Source organism: Lutibacter oricola, assembly GCF_900106565.1.
Classification (GTDB): domain Bacteria; phylum Bacteroidota; class Bacteroidia; order Flavobacteriales; family Flavobacteriaceae; genus Lutibacter; species Lutibacter oricola.
In genome coordinates this window covers 780,325-800,880 of the sequence record NZ_FNNJ01000001.1, presented here as the reverse complement: position 1 = coordinate 800,880, position 20,556 = coordinate 780,325, and the positions used below count along the sequence as shown (strand labels likewise).

The 20,556-nt window shown below is 30.9% G+C and carries 12 protein-coding genes; 4 read left to right on the top strand and 8 right to left on the bottom strand.

Annotation, left to right across the window (positions count from 1 at the left end):
• Positions 1-30: 30 nt before the first annotated feature.
• The 8 genes from BLU40_RS03195 to BLU40_RS03160 are packed head-to-tail and all read right to left on the bottom strand — an operon-like array spanning position 31 to position 13,124.
• Positions 31-909 carry a sialate O-acetylesterase gene (locus tag BLU40_RS03195; RefSeq protein ID WP_217633378.1) on the bottom strand — a complete coding sequence of 293 codons (879 nt, stop codon included), beginning with the start codon at positions 907-909 and terminating at the stop codon, positions 31-33.
• Positions 910-918: 9 nt separating this feature from the next.
• Positions 919-2,514, bottom strand: coding sequence for a sodium:solute symporter (locus tag BLU40_RS03190; RefSeq protein ID WP_090119628.1), 1,596 nt, complete (start codon positions 2,512-2,514; stop codon positions 919-921).
• Positions 2,515-2,539: 25 nt separating this feature from the next.
• Positions 2,540-4,090 carry a hypothetical protein gene (locus tag BLU40_RS03185; RefSeq protein WP_090119626.1) on the bottom strand — a complete coding sequence of 517 codons (1,551 nt, stop codon included), beginning with the start codon at positions 4,088-4,090 and terminating at the stop codon, positions 2,540-2,542.
• 1 nt (position 4,091) lies between these two features.
• Entirely contained in the window at positions 4,092-5,135 is a 1,044-nt protein-coding gene (locus BLU40_RS03180; protein WP_090119624.1) for a glycoside hydrolase family 130 protein, read from the bottom strand.
• Between the two features lie 60 nt (positions 5,136-5,195).
• Positions 5,196-6,731, bottom strand: coding sequence for a hypothetical protein (locus BLU40_RS03175; RefSeq protein ID WP_090120343.1), 1,536 nt, complete (start codon positions 6,729-6,731; stop codon positions 5,196-5,198).
• 53 nt (positions 6,732-6,784) lie between these two features.
• A complete protein-coding gene (locus BLU40_RS03170) occupies positions 6,785-8,479 on the bottom strand; it encodes a hypothetical protein (RefSeq protein ID WP_090119622.1) in 1,695 nt (564 codons plus the stop codon).
• A 13-nt stretch (positions 8,480-8,492) separates the two neighbouring features.
• Entirely contained in the window at positions 8,493-9,995 is a 1,503-nt protein-coding gene (locus tag BLU40_RS03165; RefSeq protein WP_090120341.1) for a RagB/SusD family nutrient uptake outer membrane protein, read from the bottom strand.
• 45 nt (positions 9,996-10,040) lie between these two features.
• Positions 10,041-13,124, bottom strand: coding sequence for a SusC/RagA family TonB-linked outer membrane protein (locus BLU40_RS03160; RefSeq protein ID WP_090119620.1), 3,084 nt, complete (start codon positions 13,122-13,124; stop codon positions 10,041-10,043).
• A 229-nt stretch (positions 13,125-13,353) separates the two neighbouring features.
• On the opposite strand from BLU40_RS03160, the gene BLU40_RS03155 reads away from it, so the two are divergent.
• The 4 genes from BLU40_RS03155 (at position 13,354) to BLU40_RS03140 (ending at position 20,451) form a co-directional block, all read left to right on the top strand.
• A complete protein-coding gene (locus BLU40_RS03155; protein WP_090119618.1) occupies positions 13,354-14,214 on the top strand; it encodes an AraC family transcriptional regulator in 861 nt (286 codons plus the stop codon).
• A gap of 210 nt (positions 14,215-14,424) precedes the next feature.
• On the top strand, positions 14,425-17,667 hold the full coding sequence (locus tag BLU40_RS03150) for a PAS domain-containing sensor histidine kinase (protein WP_090119616.1): 3,243 nt from the start codon (positions 14,425-14,427) through the stop codon (positions 17,665-17,667).
• Positions 17,654-18,082 carry a response regulator gene (locus BLU40_RS03145; protein WP_090119614.1) on the top strand — a complete coding sequence of 143 codons (429 nt, stop codon included), beginning with the start codon at positions 17,654-17,656 and terminating at the stop codon, positions 18,080-18,082. The genes BLU40_RS03150 and BLU40_RS03145 overlap by 14 nt, the downstream gene beginning before the upstream one ends.
• 38 nt (positions 18,083-18,120) lie before the next feature.
• Positions 18,121-20,451, top strand: a complete 2,331-nt coding sequence (locus tag BLU40_RS03140; RefSeq protein ID WP_090119612.1) for a response regulator — start codon at positions 18,121-18,123, stop codon at positions 20,449-20,451.
• Positions 20,452-20,556 lie beyond the last annotated feature (105 nt).

The following is a 20,556-nucleotide window of genomic DNA, read 5'->3' as shown; positions in this document are numbered from 1 at the left end:
TGCATCAATACTTTTAAACCTAATTACATATTACTTAATTTTTGAAGGACAACAAGATTTTTTCTTTGTATTACAAAAAATTCCTTTTAGCTCTAGCATTTTTTCAGCATAGCGCTTTCCTAATTCTCTAACTCCTTTCGAGTTAAAGTGAACCATATCGTCTCTAACCTCACAACCTTTTGATGAAATAACATAAGCTGTTGGCACAACTTCAGGAAGTTTATTAATAATTGGATTCATACTAGCACAAACTCCTTTTTGTTCTTCGTGAACTACTTCACCAGCTAATAATGGAACATCTTTAGCATTCAAGTTTAAATCTTTCAGCATATTTTCATAAACAGCCTTTACATATTTTGGCCAATTTTCATCATCTTGATTCGTTTCACCTTGATGTAATAATATTCCTTTTATTACTCCAACTTTTTGAGTCTCTTTTGCCAAAGTAATAAAGTGCCTATATGGATTTCTACCATAATCATCAATCTTTTTTGTAAACCAATCTTCTGGGTAAGTTTCTAAATAATCTTTGTACAAGTCTTTATCAAACATTCTAATATCAGACCCTCCAACAGCTACATTTATCACTCCAACTTTTATTGAATCTGGTAAGTTTTTCACCATAGTTCTACCAAAATAATCAGCTGGAGATAAACCAACATAACACTGACTTAAAGGCGGTGTTGCAGTTCTCCACTCATTCTTTTTATATCCTAAATTATCACAATCTAAAGATTGTAACACCTTAAAACGTTTGTTACCAACTTTATCTTGCTCCTCAATAGTTGCAGAACCTTCCATATTAGATTGTCCAAAACATAAATAAATATGAAAATTCTTATCTTGTGAATACGTGTTCATTGTAATTAAAACTAACCCAATAAACAATATATTTTTTATATTTTTCATAATTTAAGTTTATTGATAAATGTATAAAACCAAGAAACAGAATACTATTAAAATTACAGACCAAACTCTAAAGTTTTTATAGATTGGAACTCCTTTCAATTCTTCAGTTTCTTCTCTATAAATTTTCTTAGTCCAAATAAAATCTGCTATTTGTTTTTCATCATCAGGTTTCGATACTAAACTAACAACAATTATTATAACAGCACTAAACACAAAGTAGAAGGGAACTTTTAATAAAAAGTGAATATCTCCCAATAATTCATATTCAAAAAACACTTTTGCTAATACCGTTGTAACTGCTGCAAATGCACCACCCATTAATCCCCAAAAAGCTCCGTGTTTATTAATACGTTTCCAAAAAACACCTAAAAAGAATACTGCTACAACTGGTGGAGCAATGTACGTGAGCATTTCTTGGTAATATTTTAATAAAGAATCGAACATTGCAATAAATGGCACCCATAATACTGCCAAAACTAGTACTACTACCGATACAATCTTACCAACGTACACTTGTTCTTTTTGCGATGTATTTTTCTTAAATTTTATATAAAAGTCCATTGTAAATAATGTTGCTACAGAATTTAACAATGCACTTAAAGATGATGTTAATGCCGCTACCATTGCCGCCAACATTAGGCCTAATAATCCGGTTGGCATTAGCTCAATAACTAATTTAGGATACACCATATCGTTTTTTGGCAACCCTGGGAATAAATGTTTCCCAATTACAGCTGGAAAAATAATAATGAAGATTAACGAAACTGTTAAAAACCCAACTAATAAAATACCTTTTCTACCGTGGTCTACAGATTTTGCCGTTAACACACGTTGCACCAACATTTGATTGTTTCCCCAGAAGTAAAAGCCGAGTATAGGTATACCAACTATCATTCCAAGCCAAGGAACGGAAGAATCGTCATTCGGTCTTATCAATTTCATCATTGTATCATCAGCTAGTAGTAACTCTTTTAGATAGTCTAAACCACCATTTTGCATTGCTAAAAATGTTAGTATAAAGGTTCCAACCAACAATAATATCCCTTGAATTAAATCTACCTTAATGGCTGCTGAAAGTCCACCTGGAATTGTATAGGCCGCAACAATTATGGCAAAAATCACAGACAGTTCCATTATAGATAATGCTGGAAAAACTAATTTCATTAATAATGAAGCTGCATATAAAGCACCTGCTGCATCTAAAAATGTAGAACCAATTAATGTGATGAATGAAAAGTAATATCTTGAACGTTTATCGAAACGTTTTTCTAAAAATTCAGGAATGGTAAAAATTCCTGATTTTATATAAAACGGCAAAAAGAACATGGCAAAAAATACCATTACCAATACCGAAACTAAATCGTAATTAAAAACTGCAATTCCAGTAGAATATGCATCACCACTTTTTCCAATTAAAGTTGTACTCGAAATACTTGCGGCAAATAATGAAAACCCAATTATTGGCCAAGTCATATTTCTTCCGGCAAGAAAGTAATCTTTAGTTGAATTACTTCCTTTTTTAGAAGATTTTATTCCAAACCAAACTATAAATATAAAATACAGTACTAATACTGTTATGTCTACAATTCCTAAATTATATTCCATTTTTATTTCTTTAACCTTTCGGTTATTATTTTATTAAAATTGTGCTTAAAAAAACTACACTATTGGCTTTAACCTCAACAATCATTTCTTTTTCTGCTTTTATTTTTTTTGTTACAATTGGAAAGCCATCTTCATTAACAGGTCTGTTTTCTTCAGCATATTCATATAAATACAAATCTTTAGAAGTATTTAATTCTGAATTTAAACTCACTGTTTTTATCGAGTTTGACTGGTTTACAATTGCAGTTGTAAAATTATTATTTAATGTTGAAGCTACTGCACGAATACTCTTATTTTCAACCGAATACTGTGGTTCATAAATTGTTGAATTTGGTTCAAACAAATTACAAAGCAATGTCCAAGAATAAGCCCAAGGTCTAGGAGTTTTATCAGCTTCTAAATCACCAAATTCTTCAGCTAAAATATTCCACATTCCCCATTTTTTTAATTGATCTTTTTGGCCTAAATCTCCAACAGTATGCATTGCATCATCTACATCCCAAGCAATTGCACCACCAACACTTGCCAACATACTTTGTATTGCTGCATCGGCCATATCAACTCCATAAAAATAATCGTACACAAACATTGATGAATCATCAGGGCCTGCAAAAGGATCTGCCTCGCCTCTTTTTCGGTTTTCTTCTTTTAAATCACCGCTGTACTTCATTCCTAATTCACCTAAAACCAAAGGCTTTTTGGTTGCATTAATTTTTGAAGTAAATGGTTTTAAATAATCGATAAAATTTCCAGTTCTAATCAACTCTTGATCTGCATAAATATGAAAATCGTATAAACCAGTTATCTCATTTAAGTCTGAAACTGTTGAATACACCCAATCGTGTGCCTTTTTTGGATGCGTTGGATGATCCCACTGAGTTACCGCATCTGGTCCAGACATTGTAACATACTTATCTAACCCTTTTTCAACCAACACTTTATTTAATTTTTGATAACCTTCTTTCCATTCTTCCCAATTTCCATCTGTAGATGCCCAATAACCGTTAGGTTCGTTTACTAAATTGTAATATTTAATACACGTGTAACCTTTTTCAATAATCAGAAAGTTCAAATACTCTGAAATCATTTGGTGCCACCTGCTATCACTCGCTAAATTGATATGATTTGTTTTTTTATCTGATTTCCACATTCCTGGAGCTCCCCATTCACCAAATAATACTTCAATATTATTTTTCTGGCAATAGTCCAATAACTTGCAAAGACTTTTTACTTCTTGAGTTTCAAAATCTAAAATTGGTTGATTATTTTTGTCAATACCTTTAAAGTAACGCCAAGAAGCAATATCCATCACCCTAATTATATGTGGATTTACAAAATCTAAACGCTTATATAATTCATTCCATTTTTCGTCAGTCATTAAAAATCCCCATTCTGCATCTTCAGAATCTGCGTGTGGATATGCTGACCATTGAACTCCGTGACCAATAAAAGGGAAATCTAATTGATCTGTTTTGTTAAATGAAATTGTTATATCGGTTTTTTGTTTTTCAGCAGTACAGCTACCAAACAAAACTATAACGGCTACTACTATAATTAGGATGAGTGATTTGTTCATGTTACTTTTTTAAAGCTTCTAATAATTCATTAATATCACACGTTGCTAAACCAATATGTTTATCAGCGGCACCATAATATACGTGTAAAGTATTATCTATAATCATATTACCAGTTGGAAAAACACAACCTTTGTAATACCCTTCAATTTCGTAATCATGTTCTGGTTCTAAAATCCAATGATCTAATCTACCTATTACTTTTGTTGGGTCTTCTAAATCTAATAAAGCTGCACCTGCACGATAATAACCTAAACCACCGTTTTCAACGCCGTGATAAATAATTAACCAACCATCTTTAGTTTTTAAAGGTGGTGTGCTTCCTCCTATTTTCTCTTCCCAAGTTCCATCTTTTCCTGCTAATAACATTGTACTTGGCTCTTCCCAAACCATTAAATCGTCTGAAAAACGAATCCAAATTGCTGGTTTATCAGTTTCGTAACCTTCACCAACCCATTCTTTCGGTCTGTGAAGCATTACAAATTTACCATTCACTTTTTCTGGAAACAAAATTACATCTCTATCATCTAAATTAGAAGTTGTAATTCTACCTAAACGTTTGTAATTTTTGAAATCTTTTGTAATTGCCAACCCTGAATTTGCAATATTATTTTTATACACTAATGGCGTGTCTTCACCAGATTCTGGCAATAAAATTTCATCGTGTCCAAATTTCCAATATTGACCTGGAGGAAATGGTCTATACGCATATGTAATGTAATATTCATCACCAAATTTCACAATTCTTGGGTCTTCAACTCCACCCATATCTGGTCCATCTATACTTGGTGAAAATACAGGCTCATCTGAAACTCTTGTAAAGTTTATTCCATCTGTACTTTCGGCTAAACCAAATCTTATATAATGTTCTTTATCATCTCCTGCTGCTCTATATAGCATTGAAAATTTTCCATTTTCGTACCAAACACCAGGATTACAAACTACAATATTTTCCCAGTAATTATCAGGGTTTGGGCTAAAAATAGGGTTGTTTTCATATTTTTTTAAACGTACCAAATCTGTGCTATTTTTTTCAATAGTATTCATTCTCTTCAATTTTCCTAAATTTTTACTTAAACTAATCTTGTATAATTGGTTATTTTTAGATTAATCCATATTTGTAAATAACATAAATGACTCTCCTTCAAGTGTCATTTTTTCACCTATTTCAAAATTCAAATTCATTCCAATTTCTGAAGGAGCAGCAAAACCATTACTATCAACTTCACCCACAAATGAACCATCTGAATTTGATTTGTACATATACTTATTTAAAGTAACCGAGCTAATAAATTCTGATTTTAAATTGATTTCATAAGTTGTGTAATGTGAATTAACTAGTGCAATAGTATATTTTCCATTATTTACACCAACTACAGCTCTAACTCCTTTTTTATTCGGTAATTCTACATTGTAAATATCACTTCCTGCAGGGAAATAACGTGTTAATAAAGATACTGGGTAGAAGTACGGACGAATAGCTTCATCTGAAGCATTGCCTATTAATTCTTCACCTAAAATATTCCAGAAGCCCCAACGCTTTAACATAGTTGTTTGATAATCTCCATTGTCTGGACTGTTATACATTGCGTCATCCATATTCCAAACTAAAGAACCAGAAAAACCTTCTCTCATAGATTGAATTAATGCATCTGCCATATCAATTCCATAGAATGCTTTATAAACCATCATGTTAGAATCTTCTCCTGCAAATGGATCATTTTCTATTGCTTCTTCATTTTCTAATTTAAGTTCAGCATCTACAGCATCATATTTAAAACCTATTTCACCCAAAACAACTTGTTTATCTGCTGGAGTATTCTCTTTATAGACTCTTAACATTTCTGCAAACTCACCATTACGAACTAATTGTTGCTTTGGATATACGTGAATATCATATAAACCAACATTATCACCTAAATCTGTTTCAGTATTTGTAAACCATTCTGTTTGACTTGCAGTATTAAATACAGCAATATCTGGTCCCATTAACTTAACATTAGATAAAGAATAGTTTGCCATTTCTGCAATATAAGCTAACTGAACATCTCTATAAATATCGTAGTTTCCTTGTGTTGAAGCCCAGCTTCCGTTAGGCTCATTAATTATATTTACGGTTTTTATAACTGTGTATCCTTTTTCATTAACTAAATGGTTTAAAAATTTTACTGAATTAGCTATCCAGTTCATATCAATATCACTAATATTTCCCGTTGATTGGTGTCCCCATTCTCCATAAGTTATTTCAATATTTCTGCTCTGTGCATAGTCTAACATTTTAAATAATGAAGTGGTTTTTGTTGTTTCATCATACACTCCATTATTATCGTACGCCCAACCAGAATTAGTCATAATTCTTAAAAACGGTGGTCGCATAAAGTCAATTCTATTAAACAATGTATTCCAATCTGCTTCACTTAAGGTTTCTTCACCTAACCAGGTTGGCACTAAATCGTAACCTCCCCATTGTACACCATTACCAATAAAGTTGGTCGAAACAACTTTGTTCGTAATAGTAATTTCTCTATTTTCTTGAACAACCTCAGCTATTTTATCATTTAAATCATCATCTTCACAAGCTGTAAAAACAAGAACTAGAGATAATAAAAAGCTAATCATATATTTTATATTTGTTTTATTCATTTCTAAAGTATTATACATCCACTTGCATTAAAGCAAGTGGATTAAATTATCTATTATTTACTTAAGTTATACCACATTTTATTAGACATATGCGCTACTTCTTCATAACTATAATTGGTATCAGTCCAATTAAATAATTCTGAATAATATGGTAACACTGTTGTTAAAGCTATTTCTGTTTCAGTTTTTACTTCTAGGGTTAAAACATATTCTGTTCCAGAAGCATCAGTTATTGTAACAGTTTCTCCTACTAGTTCCCAGGTTCCTGCTCCAGTTGGTACTTTTCTAAATCTAGAATTGAAATCAGTTTCTGGCCAACTTGCATCATCAGATACAAAATCTCCAAATTCACCATCTGACCCTGCATTATTTTCATAGGTTCCAAAAGGATTATCTCCATTTTTACCTTCAACAACAAATGTTATAGCATTATCTAACTCTTTACTTGCACCAGATAAATAATTGTTTAATAATTCAGATTTATCCCATCCCCAACTTTCCCAGGTAAATAAGTCACAGTAAATTCCTATTTCTCCAATAGTCCAAGTTCCTGCTATTGAAATATCACTAACATCTATATCTATTTCTAAATTAACAGTCCACACAACTGCTTCTCCAGCTTCAGATGTAACTGTTATTTGAGTTGAATTACCAGTAGAAAAATCTAACATTTCTCCAACTGCCTTATCTGCTGTTGCTGCATATGAAGTTCCTAAAGCTGTAATTTCAATTGCTGAAATATCAGCCCCATTATCTTCAATTTTAACCGTTACTGTTTTATTATCAACATCTATTGAAGCATCTCCAACTTGATTTGCAACACCTAAAGATGTAATGTTATTACCTGTTTGCTCAGTATATTCTTTTGTTAACACATACCACATTGGGTTAGACATATGAGCCAATTCTTCATAACTCCAATCTGTATCATTCCAATTAAATTGGTCTGCTAAATATGGTAATGCAGCCTTTAATGAAACTTTGTTGTCAGGCAACAATTCTAGATCTAATTCGTGTTCTACTTTATTTTCATCAGTAATAATTACTTTATTACGTTCAAAATCGCGCAACCAAGTTCCACTACCTGTAGGTATTTTACGGAATCTTTCATTAAAATCCCATCCTTTGCCTTCATCTCCAAAGTTTCCATATTCTCCATCGTTACCTGCGCTATGTTCATAATTTCCAAATGGATTACCATTTTCATCAGCTCCTTCAACAGTAAAAGAAATTGTATTATCTAATTCCGGACCTAATTCTGGCAAATACCCAAAAATGCTTTCGTTCTTTTCCCATCCCCAGCTTTCCCAGGTAAACATATCACAATACATACGTGCGTCTCCAACGTACCAAACACCTTCTAAATCTGATTTAAATGGGTTTAACGTTACCTCCCAAGTTAATGTTTCGCCTGCACCAGAAACAACCGAAATACTTGAAGTTCCTGAAGTAAAATCTAATGTTGTTCCTACTTCATTTACTGTTGTTGCACCATAAGAAAGTTCTATATTTTTAATTTCAACATTAGCAATGTCGCTTATGTTTTCATATTTAGCATAAATTGTAATTTTAGCCTCATCAAAATTACGATTAACAACGGCCGTACCTATTTGACCTTCAACTAAAATTGAAACAATGTTACGCTCTTTTTTCCAACCAGTTCCCTCTACATCTTCTAGAGGATTTTCTGTACAAGCAACCGCAAATATTGCTAATACAATAAGCCATATATTAAATATTTTTTTCATTTTTCGAATCCTTTTAGTTAATGTTTGGGTTTAAATCTATTTCACGTTGTGGAATTGGATAAAACGCTACTGCCTCTGGTGATAAACCTGCTGCCTGAGTTACTTTAGCCTGCACTGTATTTGTACGTCTTAAATCCCATAAACGATCTCCTTCATATGCTAATTCTCTTTGACGCTCTTCAATTACTAATTGTCTAAATTCTTCTTTTGACAATCCACTTAAATCAGCTAACTCACTAACTCCAGCTCTATTTCTAATATTGTTATACTGAACTAAACCCTCTGCATTTGCAGCAGCTTCTGCATATACTAATTGAATATCTGAATAACGTAATAAATAAGGTCGAGTGCTTGTTTTATCTCCTTCAAAATTAGGGTCGATATACTTTCTTGTAAACGGATAAGCAACAACACCATCTCCTGTAGTTCCTAAAGAAGCTCCTGTTTCATCAAAAACTTCTGAAACAAATAAATTATTTCTACGTAAATCATCTGTATTGTAAGCTGTAAATAAATCATCTGTAGTTTGAAAAACGCTCCAACCATCGTGTGTTGGAGAGAAGCTATCGTCTATATTTTTCAGGTAAACTGTAGCTCCACCAATCCAAGGAATAAAATATTTTGATAATTTAGAATAATCACCTTCAGCGGTTCCTGAACTATCCATAGATAATATGAAAATATGTTCTGGTCCGTTTGGCATTTCAACATTGTAAATATTTTGAAGATTTAAATCGTGGCTATATTCACCTTGATTAAATAAAACATCTCCTGAATATTGAGCAGCTTTTGCATATAAATTTTCTACACTTTCTAAAATTGTTTCATATTTTGGAACTCCGCTTTCTTTTGCTGAAGCTGCAAATAAGTATACTTTAGACAGCAATGCTTGTGCTGCAATTTTATCTACTCGACCAACAACTCTATTTACTTCTAAATAATTTATTGCTCTTTCTAAATCGCTAATTAAAAACGCGTATACCACTTGCATATCTGCAGGTAAAGAAGCTGTAGTTTCATCTAACTTATCAATTAATGACGTTTGCAACGGAGCCAATCCAAATGCTTTTACAGCGTTAAAATGATTGTAAGCTCTTAAAAACAAGGCTTCACCTAATAAACGGTTCTCATCATTTTCGTTAAAACCTCTTCCTTCCACGTTCTCAATTACTGCATTTGCTCTATTAATAGCAATATAGCAAGATCTGTAATATTGAGTTAATAATTGATTTTGAGAAGTAACTTCCCAGTTTACAAACGCTTGAGCATCTGCTCCTTCATCTGGTTTTACAATACAGTTATCACTAGCTAACTCAGTTAAATAATAAGTAACTGGCGCGTAGCTTACCTGCGTTAAACCATCATATGCATATAACATTGAAGCTTCTGCATCTTCTATTGTTTTATAGAAATTCTCATCAGAATAGAATCCTTTTGGCTCTACATCTAAACTTTCACAGGACACAAAACCTAGTACCAAGGTTAATCCCATTATTATATTTTTTATTTGTCTCATTTTCAATTCTTTTATTATTGTAAATGCTTTTTTCATCTTCTGAAATTAAAATGTGAATTCTACACCTAAAGTCCAGTTTCTTAATTTTGGATATCCACCCCAGTAGATTCCATCAGTTCCAATTTCTGGATCGTATCCTTTAAAATCTGTAATTGTAAATAAGTTAGTTCCATTTACAAATATTCTTCCTCTTTTTAACCAAGGCAAATCAATATCATTTAGATTATATCCAATAGAAAGGTTTTGCAAACGAACAAAGCTTCCTTCTTCAATGTACCAATCAGACATATAATTTGTACGGCCATCTCTTAAACTTGGGTAACTATTTGTTGGGTTATCTTGTGTCCAACGTAAAGGCATATTTCCTGCTTCACCAAAACTTTTGGTATTAAAAATATCTTGTCCAAAACTACCGTTAAAGAACATTGAAATATCAAAGTTTTTATAACTAGCTTGTAAGTTTAAACTTGCAATAAAATCTGGATTTGGATCTCCAATAATAGAACGATCATCTTCATCAATAACACCGTCTTCATTTAAATCTACATATTTAAACTCACCTGGCTGAGCTAAATCTCCTGTTAAACCAGCAGCTAAACCTTCAGCTTCGCTTTGTACTATACCATCTACTCTGTAACCATAGAATACATTTATTGGTTGTCCAACTGCTAAAATATTTGGTATGGCACGAAAAGCTTCAACAGTACTTCCAGAAAATTCATATTTTATACCTGTTAAAGCATCTGTAGTTAAACCTGAAGATAATTCGTTACCTAAACTAACAACTTCATTTTTATTTTTTGAAAACATTAATGAACCTCCAAAGCTCCAATCTTCATTCTTAAAAATAGTTCCGTTAATTGTTAATTCAATTCCTTGATTTTCTATTTCACCATCGTTAACCCACATTTTATCATATGAAGATGAAGGTGACAATAAACGTTCACGCAATAAATCTGTAGTATATTTATTGTAATAATCTAATGTTACTTTTAATTTTCTGTCAAAAAATGCAAAATCTCCACCAATGTTAAACTGTCTTGTAGTCTCCCATTTTAAATCAGGATTAGGAATTCCTCCCCAAGTTTTTTTACCAGTTTGACTATCCCAACCTACAACATAACCAGGTCCAATAGCAGTTTGCCACCCACCGTTTACATAGTATTGATCTTGTCCATATCTACTATTAATTAAGTAGGGAGAAATACCTTGGTTACCTGATATACCAAAACTTGCACGTAATTTTAATTCATTAAATACATCTAAATCTTTAATAAAATCTTCTTGATGCATTTTCCATCCCAATGCTCCAGAAGGGAAATAAGCCCATTTATTATTATCTCCAAATTTTGAAGAACCATCGGCACGCATTGTAAATGTTGCCATATACTTATCATCATAAACATAATTGAAACGACCTAAACCAGAATACATTACCGTTTCTGTATAAGCGTTGGCTACAGTTTGTTTTTCTGGATTACCTGCAGCTAAGTTACCGTTTCCTAAAGATTCATTTAAAAAATCGTACGCTTTCAAATCTGATGAACGAGCTTCATAGTATTGGTATGAAAAACCTCCCATTGCAGTAAACTTATGCTTTTCGTTAAACATTTTATTATAAGTTAAAAATGTTTCAGCAACAGTTTCTTCACTATCCCAATTATTAATTCCTCCAGAACCATTATTAAAAGTTCCGTCTTCTGTATAAATTTTAGGGTTGTAATAATCTGTAATAGATTGCCCTGTTTTATAGTTTAATTGCGTTTTTAATTTTAATGAAGGTAATAATTGAATATCAACAAAAGCCGACCCAATAAAATCTTTAAATTCATTAGTATTGGTTCTATTTTCTACCAAAGCAATAGGATGAGAATAATCTTGAGATCCTGCTAAAAAATAATCCTGTGTTGGATCGTTATTTTCATAAACAGGGAAAATAGGATTTCTCCAGTAAGCTAAATCACTATTATTAGTTCTATCTCCTTTTGAATAAATTACATTACCTCCAACTGATACCTTACCATCGTATAATTTATGAATTACATTTAGGTTTATGTTTAATTTTTTATAATCATCTTCAATATAAACACCTTCTTGTGTAAAGTGAGTTGTACTTAAGCTAAATTGAGTTTTATCGGTTTGACTACGAATAGCTAAGTTTGTATTGTTTGAAACTGGGCTTCTAAACACAACATCGTCCCATTTTGTATTGTACGACCAACTACCGTCTTTTAATTCTCCTAAAGATGGGTAATAAACTCCATTTGCATCTTCAGTTCCAATATATAAAGGAACAAAACCACCATTTATACGACTTTCATTACTTAATTCAGCCATTAAAACAGGGTCTCTCCATAAATTTAAGTCTGAAGTAAAGCTTGAAAACGTGTTTTGTTGAGACACAGTAACTTCGGTTGTGTGCTTGGCTCCTTTTTTAGTAGTAATCATAATTACACCATTTGCACCACGAGAACCATAAATTGCAGAAGCTGATGCATCCTTCAACACTTCCATAGAGGCAATATCTTGAGGTGAAATTTGTTTTAAATCACCCGCATAACCAATAGGAAAACCATCTACAACAACTAAAGGATCGTTTCCTCCATTTAAAGAGCTTCCACCTCTAATTCTTACAGTTGCTCCAGCTCCAGGATCATCTGAAGAAGTAATTACCTGTACACCTGCTACTTGACCTTGCAGCAACCCATCAATTGAATTTGAAGGTTTAGATGGAATATCATCCATTTTTACAGAAGTTACAGAACCTGTAAGGTCACTTTTTTTCATTGAACCATACCCAACAACCACAACTTCATCTAAAGCTGCAACATCTTCTTTTAAAGAAATTGTAAAAGTAGTTTTGTCTCCAACTTGAAGAACTGCTGTTTGAAACCCCATAAAAGAAACTTCAATACTAGATTTTTTACTAGCCACAGCTAATTGGAATTTACCGTCGAAATCTGTTGTTGCTCCGTTAGTAGTTCCTTTCTCTAAAATATTTGCACCAGGAATTGGCAAACCGAGTTGATCGGTAACCACACCACCTATATTAATTTGTGCATTTATTGTTCCTACACAAAGAACAATCAAAATAGCAGATAAGAGCCATATTCGATTTTGTTTATTCATCAGTTAAGTTTTAAGTTATTAATTATGGTTCAAAGTTATAGATCATCAAAACACAATAATGACAAAATTAGGTTTAAAACTGTGCATTTATTGAATTATAATTAACATTTTCTTAATTTCACGCAATTGTATTATCAATTCATTAAATTTACGCACAGTAATTTTTAATTATTAAATTTGTATAGTAAATTCATAATTAAAGGATTCAGCCTAAAACTTACCATATTAAATGAAATCTATTAAAGAAATAACACCAATAAAGTCTGATGATCCTTTTGTGATTTTAAAACACAAAAATGCATTATTTGATTATCCTTTGCATTTTCATAATGAATATGAATTGACTTTAATAACCAATTTTGAAGGTAGTAGAACTGTTGGAGATTCGGTTGAACAATGTGAAGAAACCGATTTAACTTTACTAGGCCCAGAGTTAAAGCATTTATGGAAATCTGATAAAGTTGTAAGTAACTCTGGCGTTATTACTATACAATTTCAAGAACACTTTTTGCATTCTAAAATTATGAGCTATTCTGTTTCAAAAGACATTAAGAAACTTTTGGAGCTATCAAAACGTGGAATCTCATTTTCGAACCCTACTAAAAAACTTGTTAGTAAAAAAGTTCAATCAATTGAAAACAATACTGATTTTAAATCGCTTTTAACATTTCTTGAAATATTACATATATTATCTACATCAAAAGATATTAAAGTATTAAGTAGCCCTCCAAGTGCTAATTATAGTCAAAAAAGAGAAAGTAGAAGAATCTCTTTAATTACCAATTACATTATAAATAATTACGATCAAGAAATTAAACTTTCTAAAGTTGCAGAAATGGTAAATATGTCTGAATCTGCATTTAGTCATTATTTTAAAAAGCGAACTAGTCAAAGTTTTACAAGTTATTTAATGGATTATCGACTAGGCGTAGTAACAAAACTTTTAACTGAAACTAATATGTCTATTAATGAAATTTCAATTTCTGCAGGTTTCAATTCTCTCTCTAATTTTAATAGATCTTTTAAGAAAAAACACGGTATTTCTCCTAAAGAATTTAAGGTAAATTATCATAAAGAAGTACAACGATAATCTACATTAATCATACCTAATCCCTATTGTTTAATAACACAATGGGGTATTAAAACTCCTTCATAGAGCTTACCAAATAAAGCTTCAACTTTTTGACTATCAAGCATTCAATATAAAAGTATTATATTGTGGAACTATTTTATATATAAATCATTTTATATGTAATTTATATTTTTTTAACGAAAAATTGGAACAACCAAAAAAAAAGCAATGAACAAAAAGAAACTTAATGAAGAGATTAACATTTTAAAAAAACTTTTAAAATCAAAAACTTCTGAATTAAATAAAGTTAAAGAAGAGCTAGTTCTATGTGAAAAAAAATTAAACAATAGCTCTCAAAATAATTCAAATCAAAACACTACCAAAACAGAAGAAATAACAAATAAAAATCGTTTCGAATATGCGCTAAACAATATTGAAACTGGAGCCTGGGAATTGGATTTAAAAAAGTTTGACTCTTGGAGAATGTTTAAACACGACCAAATTTTTGGCTACTCAAAACCGCTTGACGAATGGACCTACGAAATGTTTCTAGCACATGTAATTCCAGAAGACAGAGAGCGAGTAGATTTTAAGTTTAAAAAAGCTCTCGAAACAAAAACAGATTGGAATTTTGAATGTAGAATTAAACGAAATGACAATAATAAAATTAAATGGATTTGGGCTACTGGACATCAAGAATTTGATGCAGAACAAAACCCAATTAAAATGTTTGGTATTGTCCAAGACATTACAGACCGTAAAAAAATTGAAATAGAGCGTGATTTACAAGCTGAACGATTTAATATGGCTTTTAATCAGCAGTTTCAATTTATGGCTATTCTTTCACCTAAAGGAATTACATTAGAAATAAACAACCTTCCATTAGATGTACAAGGTGTTATTAAAAAAGAATATATTGGTAATTATTTTTGGGAATCTCCAACTTGGAAAAAAAATAAAAAGCTAAAAGAAAAAATAAAGAATCAAGTTTTACAAGCTGCAACTATGAACACTCCACTTCATACTGAAGATTCTTTTTATGCTGAAGATGGAAAACTACATACTGCATTAGCTGCATACACTGGAATTAGAGACAGCAACAACAATTTAAAATATATTTTAGTACAAGCAACTGATATTAGCGAACAAAAACAGGCGGAAATAAACCTTAAAAAAAAGCAATATTATCTTGAAAATGCACAATCACTTGGAAAAATTGGATCTTGGGATTTAAACATTAAACAAAATGAACTTATTTGGACCGATGAAAACTATAGAATCTTCGGCTTGCCAATTGGAACACCCCTAACTTATGAAACTTTTTTAAATCGTATTCATCCTGAAGATAAAAAATACGTTAATAAAAAGTGGAATACCGCAATAAATGGTGGTGAAAAATACGATATTAACCACCGCCTTTTAATGGATGACGGTGAAATAAAATGGGTTAGAGAAAAAGCAGATCTTATTTTTGACAGCTCAGGAAAATGTATAAGAGGTACTGGATTTACACAAGACATTACAGACAAAATAAAAGCTGAACAAAAATTTCAAGCAATTTTTGAAAGCTCGCCTGCCGCTATTTATGAAACTGATGAAAATGGAAATTGCCTAACAGTAAATAAAAAATGGTGCGAATTATCTGGTTTAACTGAAGAACAAGCAAAAGGAAACGGTTGGATTAATGCCATACACCCAGATGATAGAGATAAAATTAGTGAACTATGGTATAAATATGCAAAAACAGGTAATTCTTGGAATTTTGAATATCGTTTTTGCACTCCTAACAACAAAATAACTTGGGTTTGGGGAACTGCAACACCTCTAAAAAATGAAAATGGAATTATAACTGGATATATTGGTAGTAATACAGATTTAACAGAACGTTTAAAGGCTGAAAAAGAAATTAAAGTTAATGCGAAAAAATTTCAAACTTTATTTGAACAAGCCGGTGATTATTGCATGGTTATGGATCCAAATACCGAATCTGGAATACCTATAATTGCAGATGTTAACAAAGCATTTAGCAAAGCTTTAGGATACACTAAGGAAGAATTAATTGGAAATACCGTTGCCGAAATTGATGACGATGAAGCAAAAAAACTAAGTTTAGATCGCTCCAAAAGAATTCTAGCTGGTGAAGATTTACATATTGAAACAACGCACGTACGTAAAGATGGCTCTACATTTATTGTTTTAGCTCATGCAAATCGAATAATTTTTGAAGATAGACCACCACTTATATATGTAACAGAAGTCGATATAACCGAACGTAAAAAGAATGAATTAAAATTACGAGACATTCAGAATAACCTTTCTGCTATTTTTAATAACACTTCGGATGCACAGTTACTTACACAATATTTAGGTAGAAAAAAATTCAAAATTGCAGCAGTTAATACAGCATATATTAAATCTTTACAAGCTTTTGGGTTAAACGTTTCTCATAATGACTTGGTTGGAAAATTTTTAGAAGACGTTCTACTAAATGTTATCCATTTAAATGAAGAAGTGTTTGAGTACACCATAAATTATTATCAACAAGCAATAGATACCAATCAACAAATTAAATATCTTGAAACTTTAGATATTAATAATAAAATCTACCATTCTAAAACATCTTATACACCAATAGTTCAAGAAGAAGATAAAACAAAATACATACTATATACTTCTCATGATATTACTAAAGAAACTGAAGCTCAGAATAAAATACATAAATTAAATACAGAGCTAGAACAAAAAGTAAAGGATAGAACCGCTCAACTAGAAACTACTAACAAAGAACTTGAAACCTTTACATATTCTGTTTCTCATGATTTAAAAGCACCATTAAGAGGTATAGATGGCTACAGTAAACTACTTCAAGACTTATATCAAAACACAATTGATGAAGAAGGAAAATACTTCCTTTCAAATATTAGAAGCTCTGCACTTAAAATGAACGAACTGATTAACGATCTTTTAGATTATTCTAGACTTGAAAGAGCTCAAATGAGAATTGAAAAAATTAATATTAAAGATTTTATAAATGCTCTTACATCCGTTTATAAAATGGAACTTGATAAAGAAAATTTTCAATTACAAATTAATATTGATAATATTGAACTAGAAGTAGATTCAAAAGGCTTATCTATAGCGCTTCGAAACCTAATAGAAAACGCTATTAAGTTTACTAAAGGAACACCAGACCCTAAAATTATTATTTCATTAAAAGAAAAACCTAAATTTTGGCAAATTAGTATAGAAGATAATGGTATTGGTTTCGACATGAAATATAAGGAAAGGATTTTTGAAATTTTCCAACGCTTACATAGAGCTGAAGATTATTCTGGTACTGGAATTGGGTTAGCAATGGTAAAAAAAGCAATGCATAGAATGAATGGTAATGCTTTTGTAAAGAGCACACAAAATATTGGATCAACATTTTATTTAAATATACCTAAAAGAAAAAACAATGGAAAAAGATAATTTAACAAACCCAATTTTATTGGTTGAAGACAACCCAGTAGATCTTGACCTTACGTTACGAGCGTTTAAGATGAAAAAGTTACTAAACCCTATTGATATAGCACGTGATGGAGAAGAAGCCATTCAATACATTAATAATTGGAGAGTAGGTAATCCATTACCAATAGTAATTCTTCTAGACCTTAAAATGCCTAAAGTTCACGGTTTAGAGGTTCTTAAAGAAATTAAGTCTAACAAATATTTTAAAACAGTACCTGTGGTTATTTTAACAACCTCATCTGAAGACTCTGACGTTAAAACAGCATATGAATTAGGTGCTAATTCATATATTATAAAACCTGTAGATTTTGAAAAATTTATTGAAGTTGCAGGTCAAATAGAACTGTATTGGAGAGTCTTAAACAAACCTGTTTAACACCCTATATTTTAAGGTTTTAATAAAATTTAAATATTATGTATATTTTACTTTTGGAAGATAATTCGACCGATGCTGATTTAACGAAAAGAGAACTCATAAGTACAATACCAAATTGTACTATTGACATAGCGCCTACTATAAAAATTGGAAAAGAATTTATACAAAAAGGAAATTTATACGATATAGCTTTACTAGATATGCAATTGCCTGATGGAATTGGGTTAGATTTATTAACCGAAATTAGACAACAGGAATTAAAAACAGCTATAATAATGCTTACCGGTTCTGGAAATGAAGAGGTAGCTGCCACAGCATTAAAAATGGGGGCAAATGATTATATTGTAAAAAAACAAGATTACATTTCGCAATTACCTTCTATTATTGAGTTTGCAATTAGTAATTTTAATCAAAACTTAATAGAAAAAACCAAAACAATAAATGTGTTGTATGTTGAACATAACATACATGATATTGACCTTACTAAAAGGCATATGCACCAATATGCGCCTAACTTACTAATTAATGCTGTATCTACCGCCGAAGAAGCGTTAGACAAGCTTAATGCTAATAAAAAATTTGATGTAATATTAATGGATTATCGCTTAATTGGAACTAATTCAATGGAGTTGATTAAAATTATAAGACAAAAACTAAAATTAATAACGCCTATAATTCTAGTAACTGGTCAAGGAAACGAAGAACTAGTAGTTCAATCTTTAAAATTAGGAGCATCAGAATATCTTACTAAAAGTGATAGTTATTTATTTAGATTACCATCATTAATAATAAGTACAGTACAAAAAATAGAACTCAAAAAAAAACAACAAGCTCTAATTGATAGTGAAGAAAAATATAGAACTCTTATAGAAAATCAAGGTGAAGGTATTTGTATTATTGACACTAACAACATTTTTGTATTTACAAACCCTTCAGCAGAAAAAATATTTAATGTTGATTCTGGAAAACTTATTGGACAAAACTTAAATAGTTTTATTATTTCTAAAAACAACAAAAGCCCATTTAACAACTCTGCCATAGATCAACTTTTATGTAAAAAAACAACTTGCGAAATAGAAATAAAAAACAACGCTAACCAAATACTTACCTTATTAGTTACAACTACTTTACAAGTAAACAAAAGTGGTGAAAGCACAGGTTATTTTTGTATTTTTAGAGATATAACCTTACGAAAAAATGCAGAAAAAGAACTAATTATAGCTAAAGAAAGAGCAGAGGAAAGTGATCGTTTAAAATCTGCATTTTTAGCTAATATGAGTCACGAAATACGTACACCTATGAATGGTATACTTGGGTTTATTGATCTACTTAATGAATCTAACTTAGACAAAGAACAAATTGATTCATATTCAAAAATTATTAATAAAAGTGGAAATAGGTTACTTAACACTATTAACAATATTATTGATATCTCCAAAATTGAATCAGGACAAATAAGTACTACTTTATCCAAAACTTATTTAAATACAGAACTTGATGAACTTTTTTCTTTTCATTTTCCCGATGCAAAATCAAATGGAATAACCTTATACATAAACCCTACTTTATTAGAAGAAGAAATAATTATTTATACAGACGCACATAAACTTCATGGTATATTAACTAACCTTATTAAAAATGCTATCAAATACACCGAATCTGGGTCTATACATTTTGGATATTCAATTAAAAATAATTTTATAGAATTTTTTGTAAAAGATACAGGTATTGGAATTCCAGAAAATAGAATACACGCAGTTTTTAACCGTTTTGAACAAGCAGATATTGAAGATTCTAAAGCCCTTCAAGGCTCAGGATTAGGGCTTACTATAACAAAAGCATATGTAGAAATGCTTGGAGGCGAAATTTTTGTAACATCTAAAGAAGGCGAAGGTTCTACATTTACATTTACACTGCCATTAAATACAATTGAAGAAGAAAATTCAGAAAAAACAATAACACCACAACCAAGCAATGAGTTTAATTTTACTAATTTAAACCTATTAATTGTTGATGATGATGATATTAGTTCTAAATTATTAGAAACTATACTTGAAGGTTGTTTTAAAAAAATAATTATTCTGAACAATGGCCAAGACGCTATTGATTATTGTAAAAACCATTCTGAAATAGATCTAATATTAATGGATATTAAAATGCCTGTTATAAGTGGTATCGATGCAACACGTGAAATTAGAAAGTTTAACAAAGATGTAATTATTATAGCGCAAACAGCATATGTATTAATGGGCGATAAAGAAAAAACAATTGAAGCTGGTTGCAACGATAACATTTCTAAACCTATAAATAAAAAATTACTTTTAGAAATAATAAACTCTCATACCACTAAAAAACATACGTTAATTTAAATATTCTTATAAAAATTGTAACACTTCAATTAAACTACAGTCTTATAAAGGCTTGTGCTTATTTATAAAACATTTTGATATAACACAAAAATATTATCGAACAAT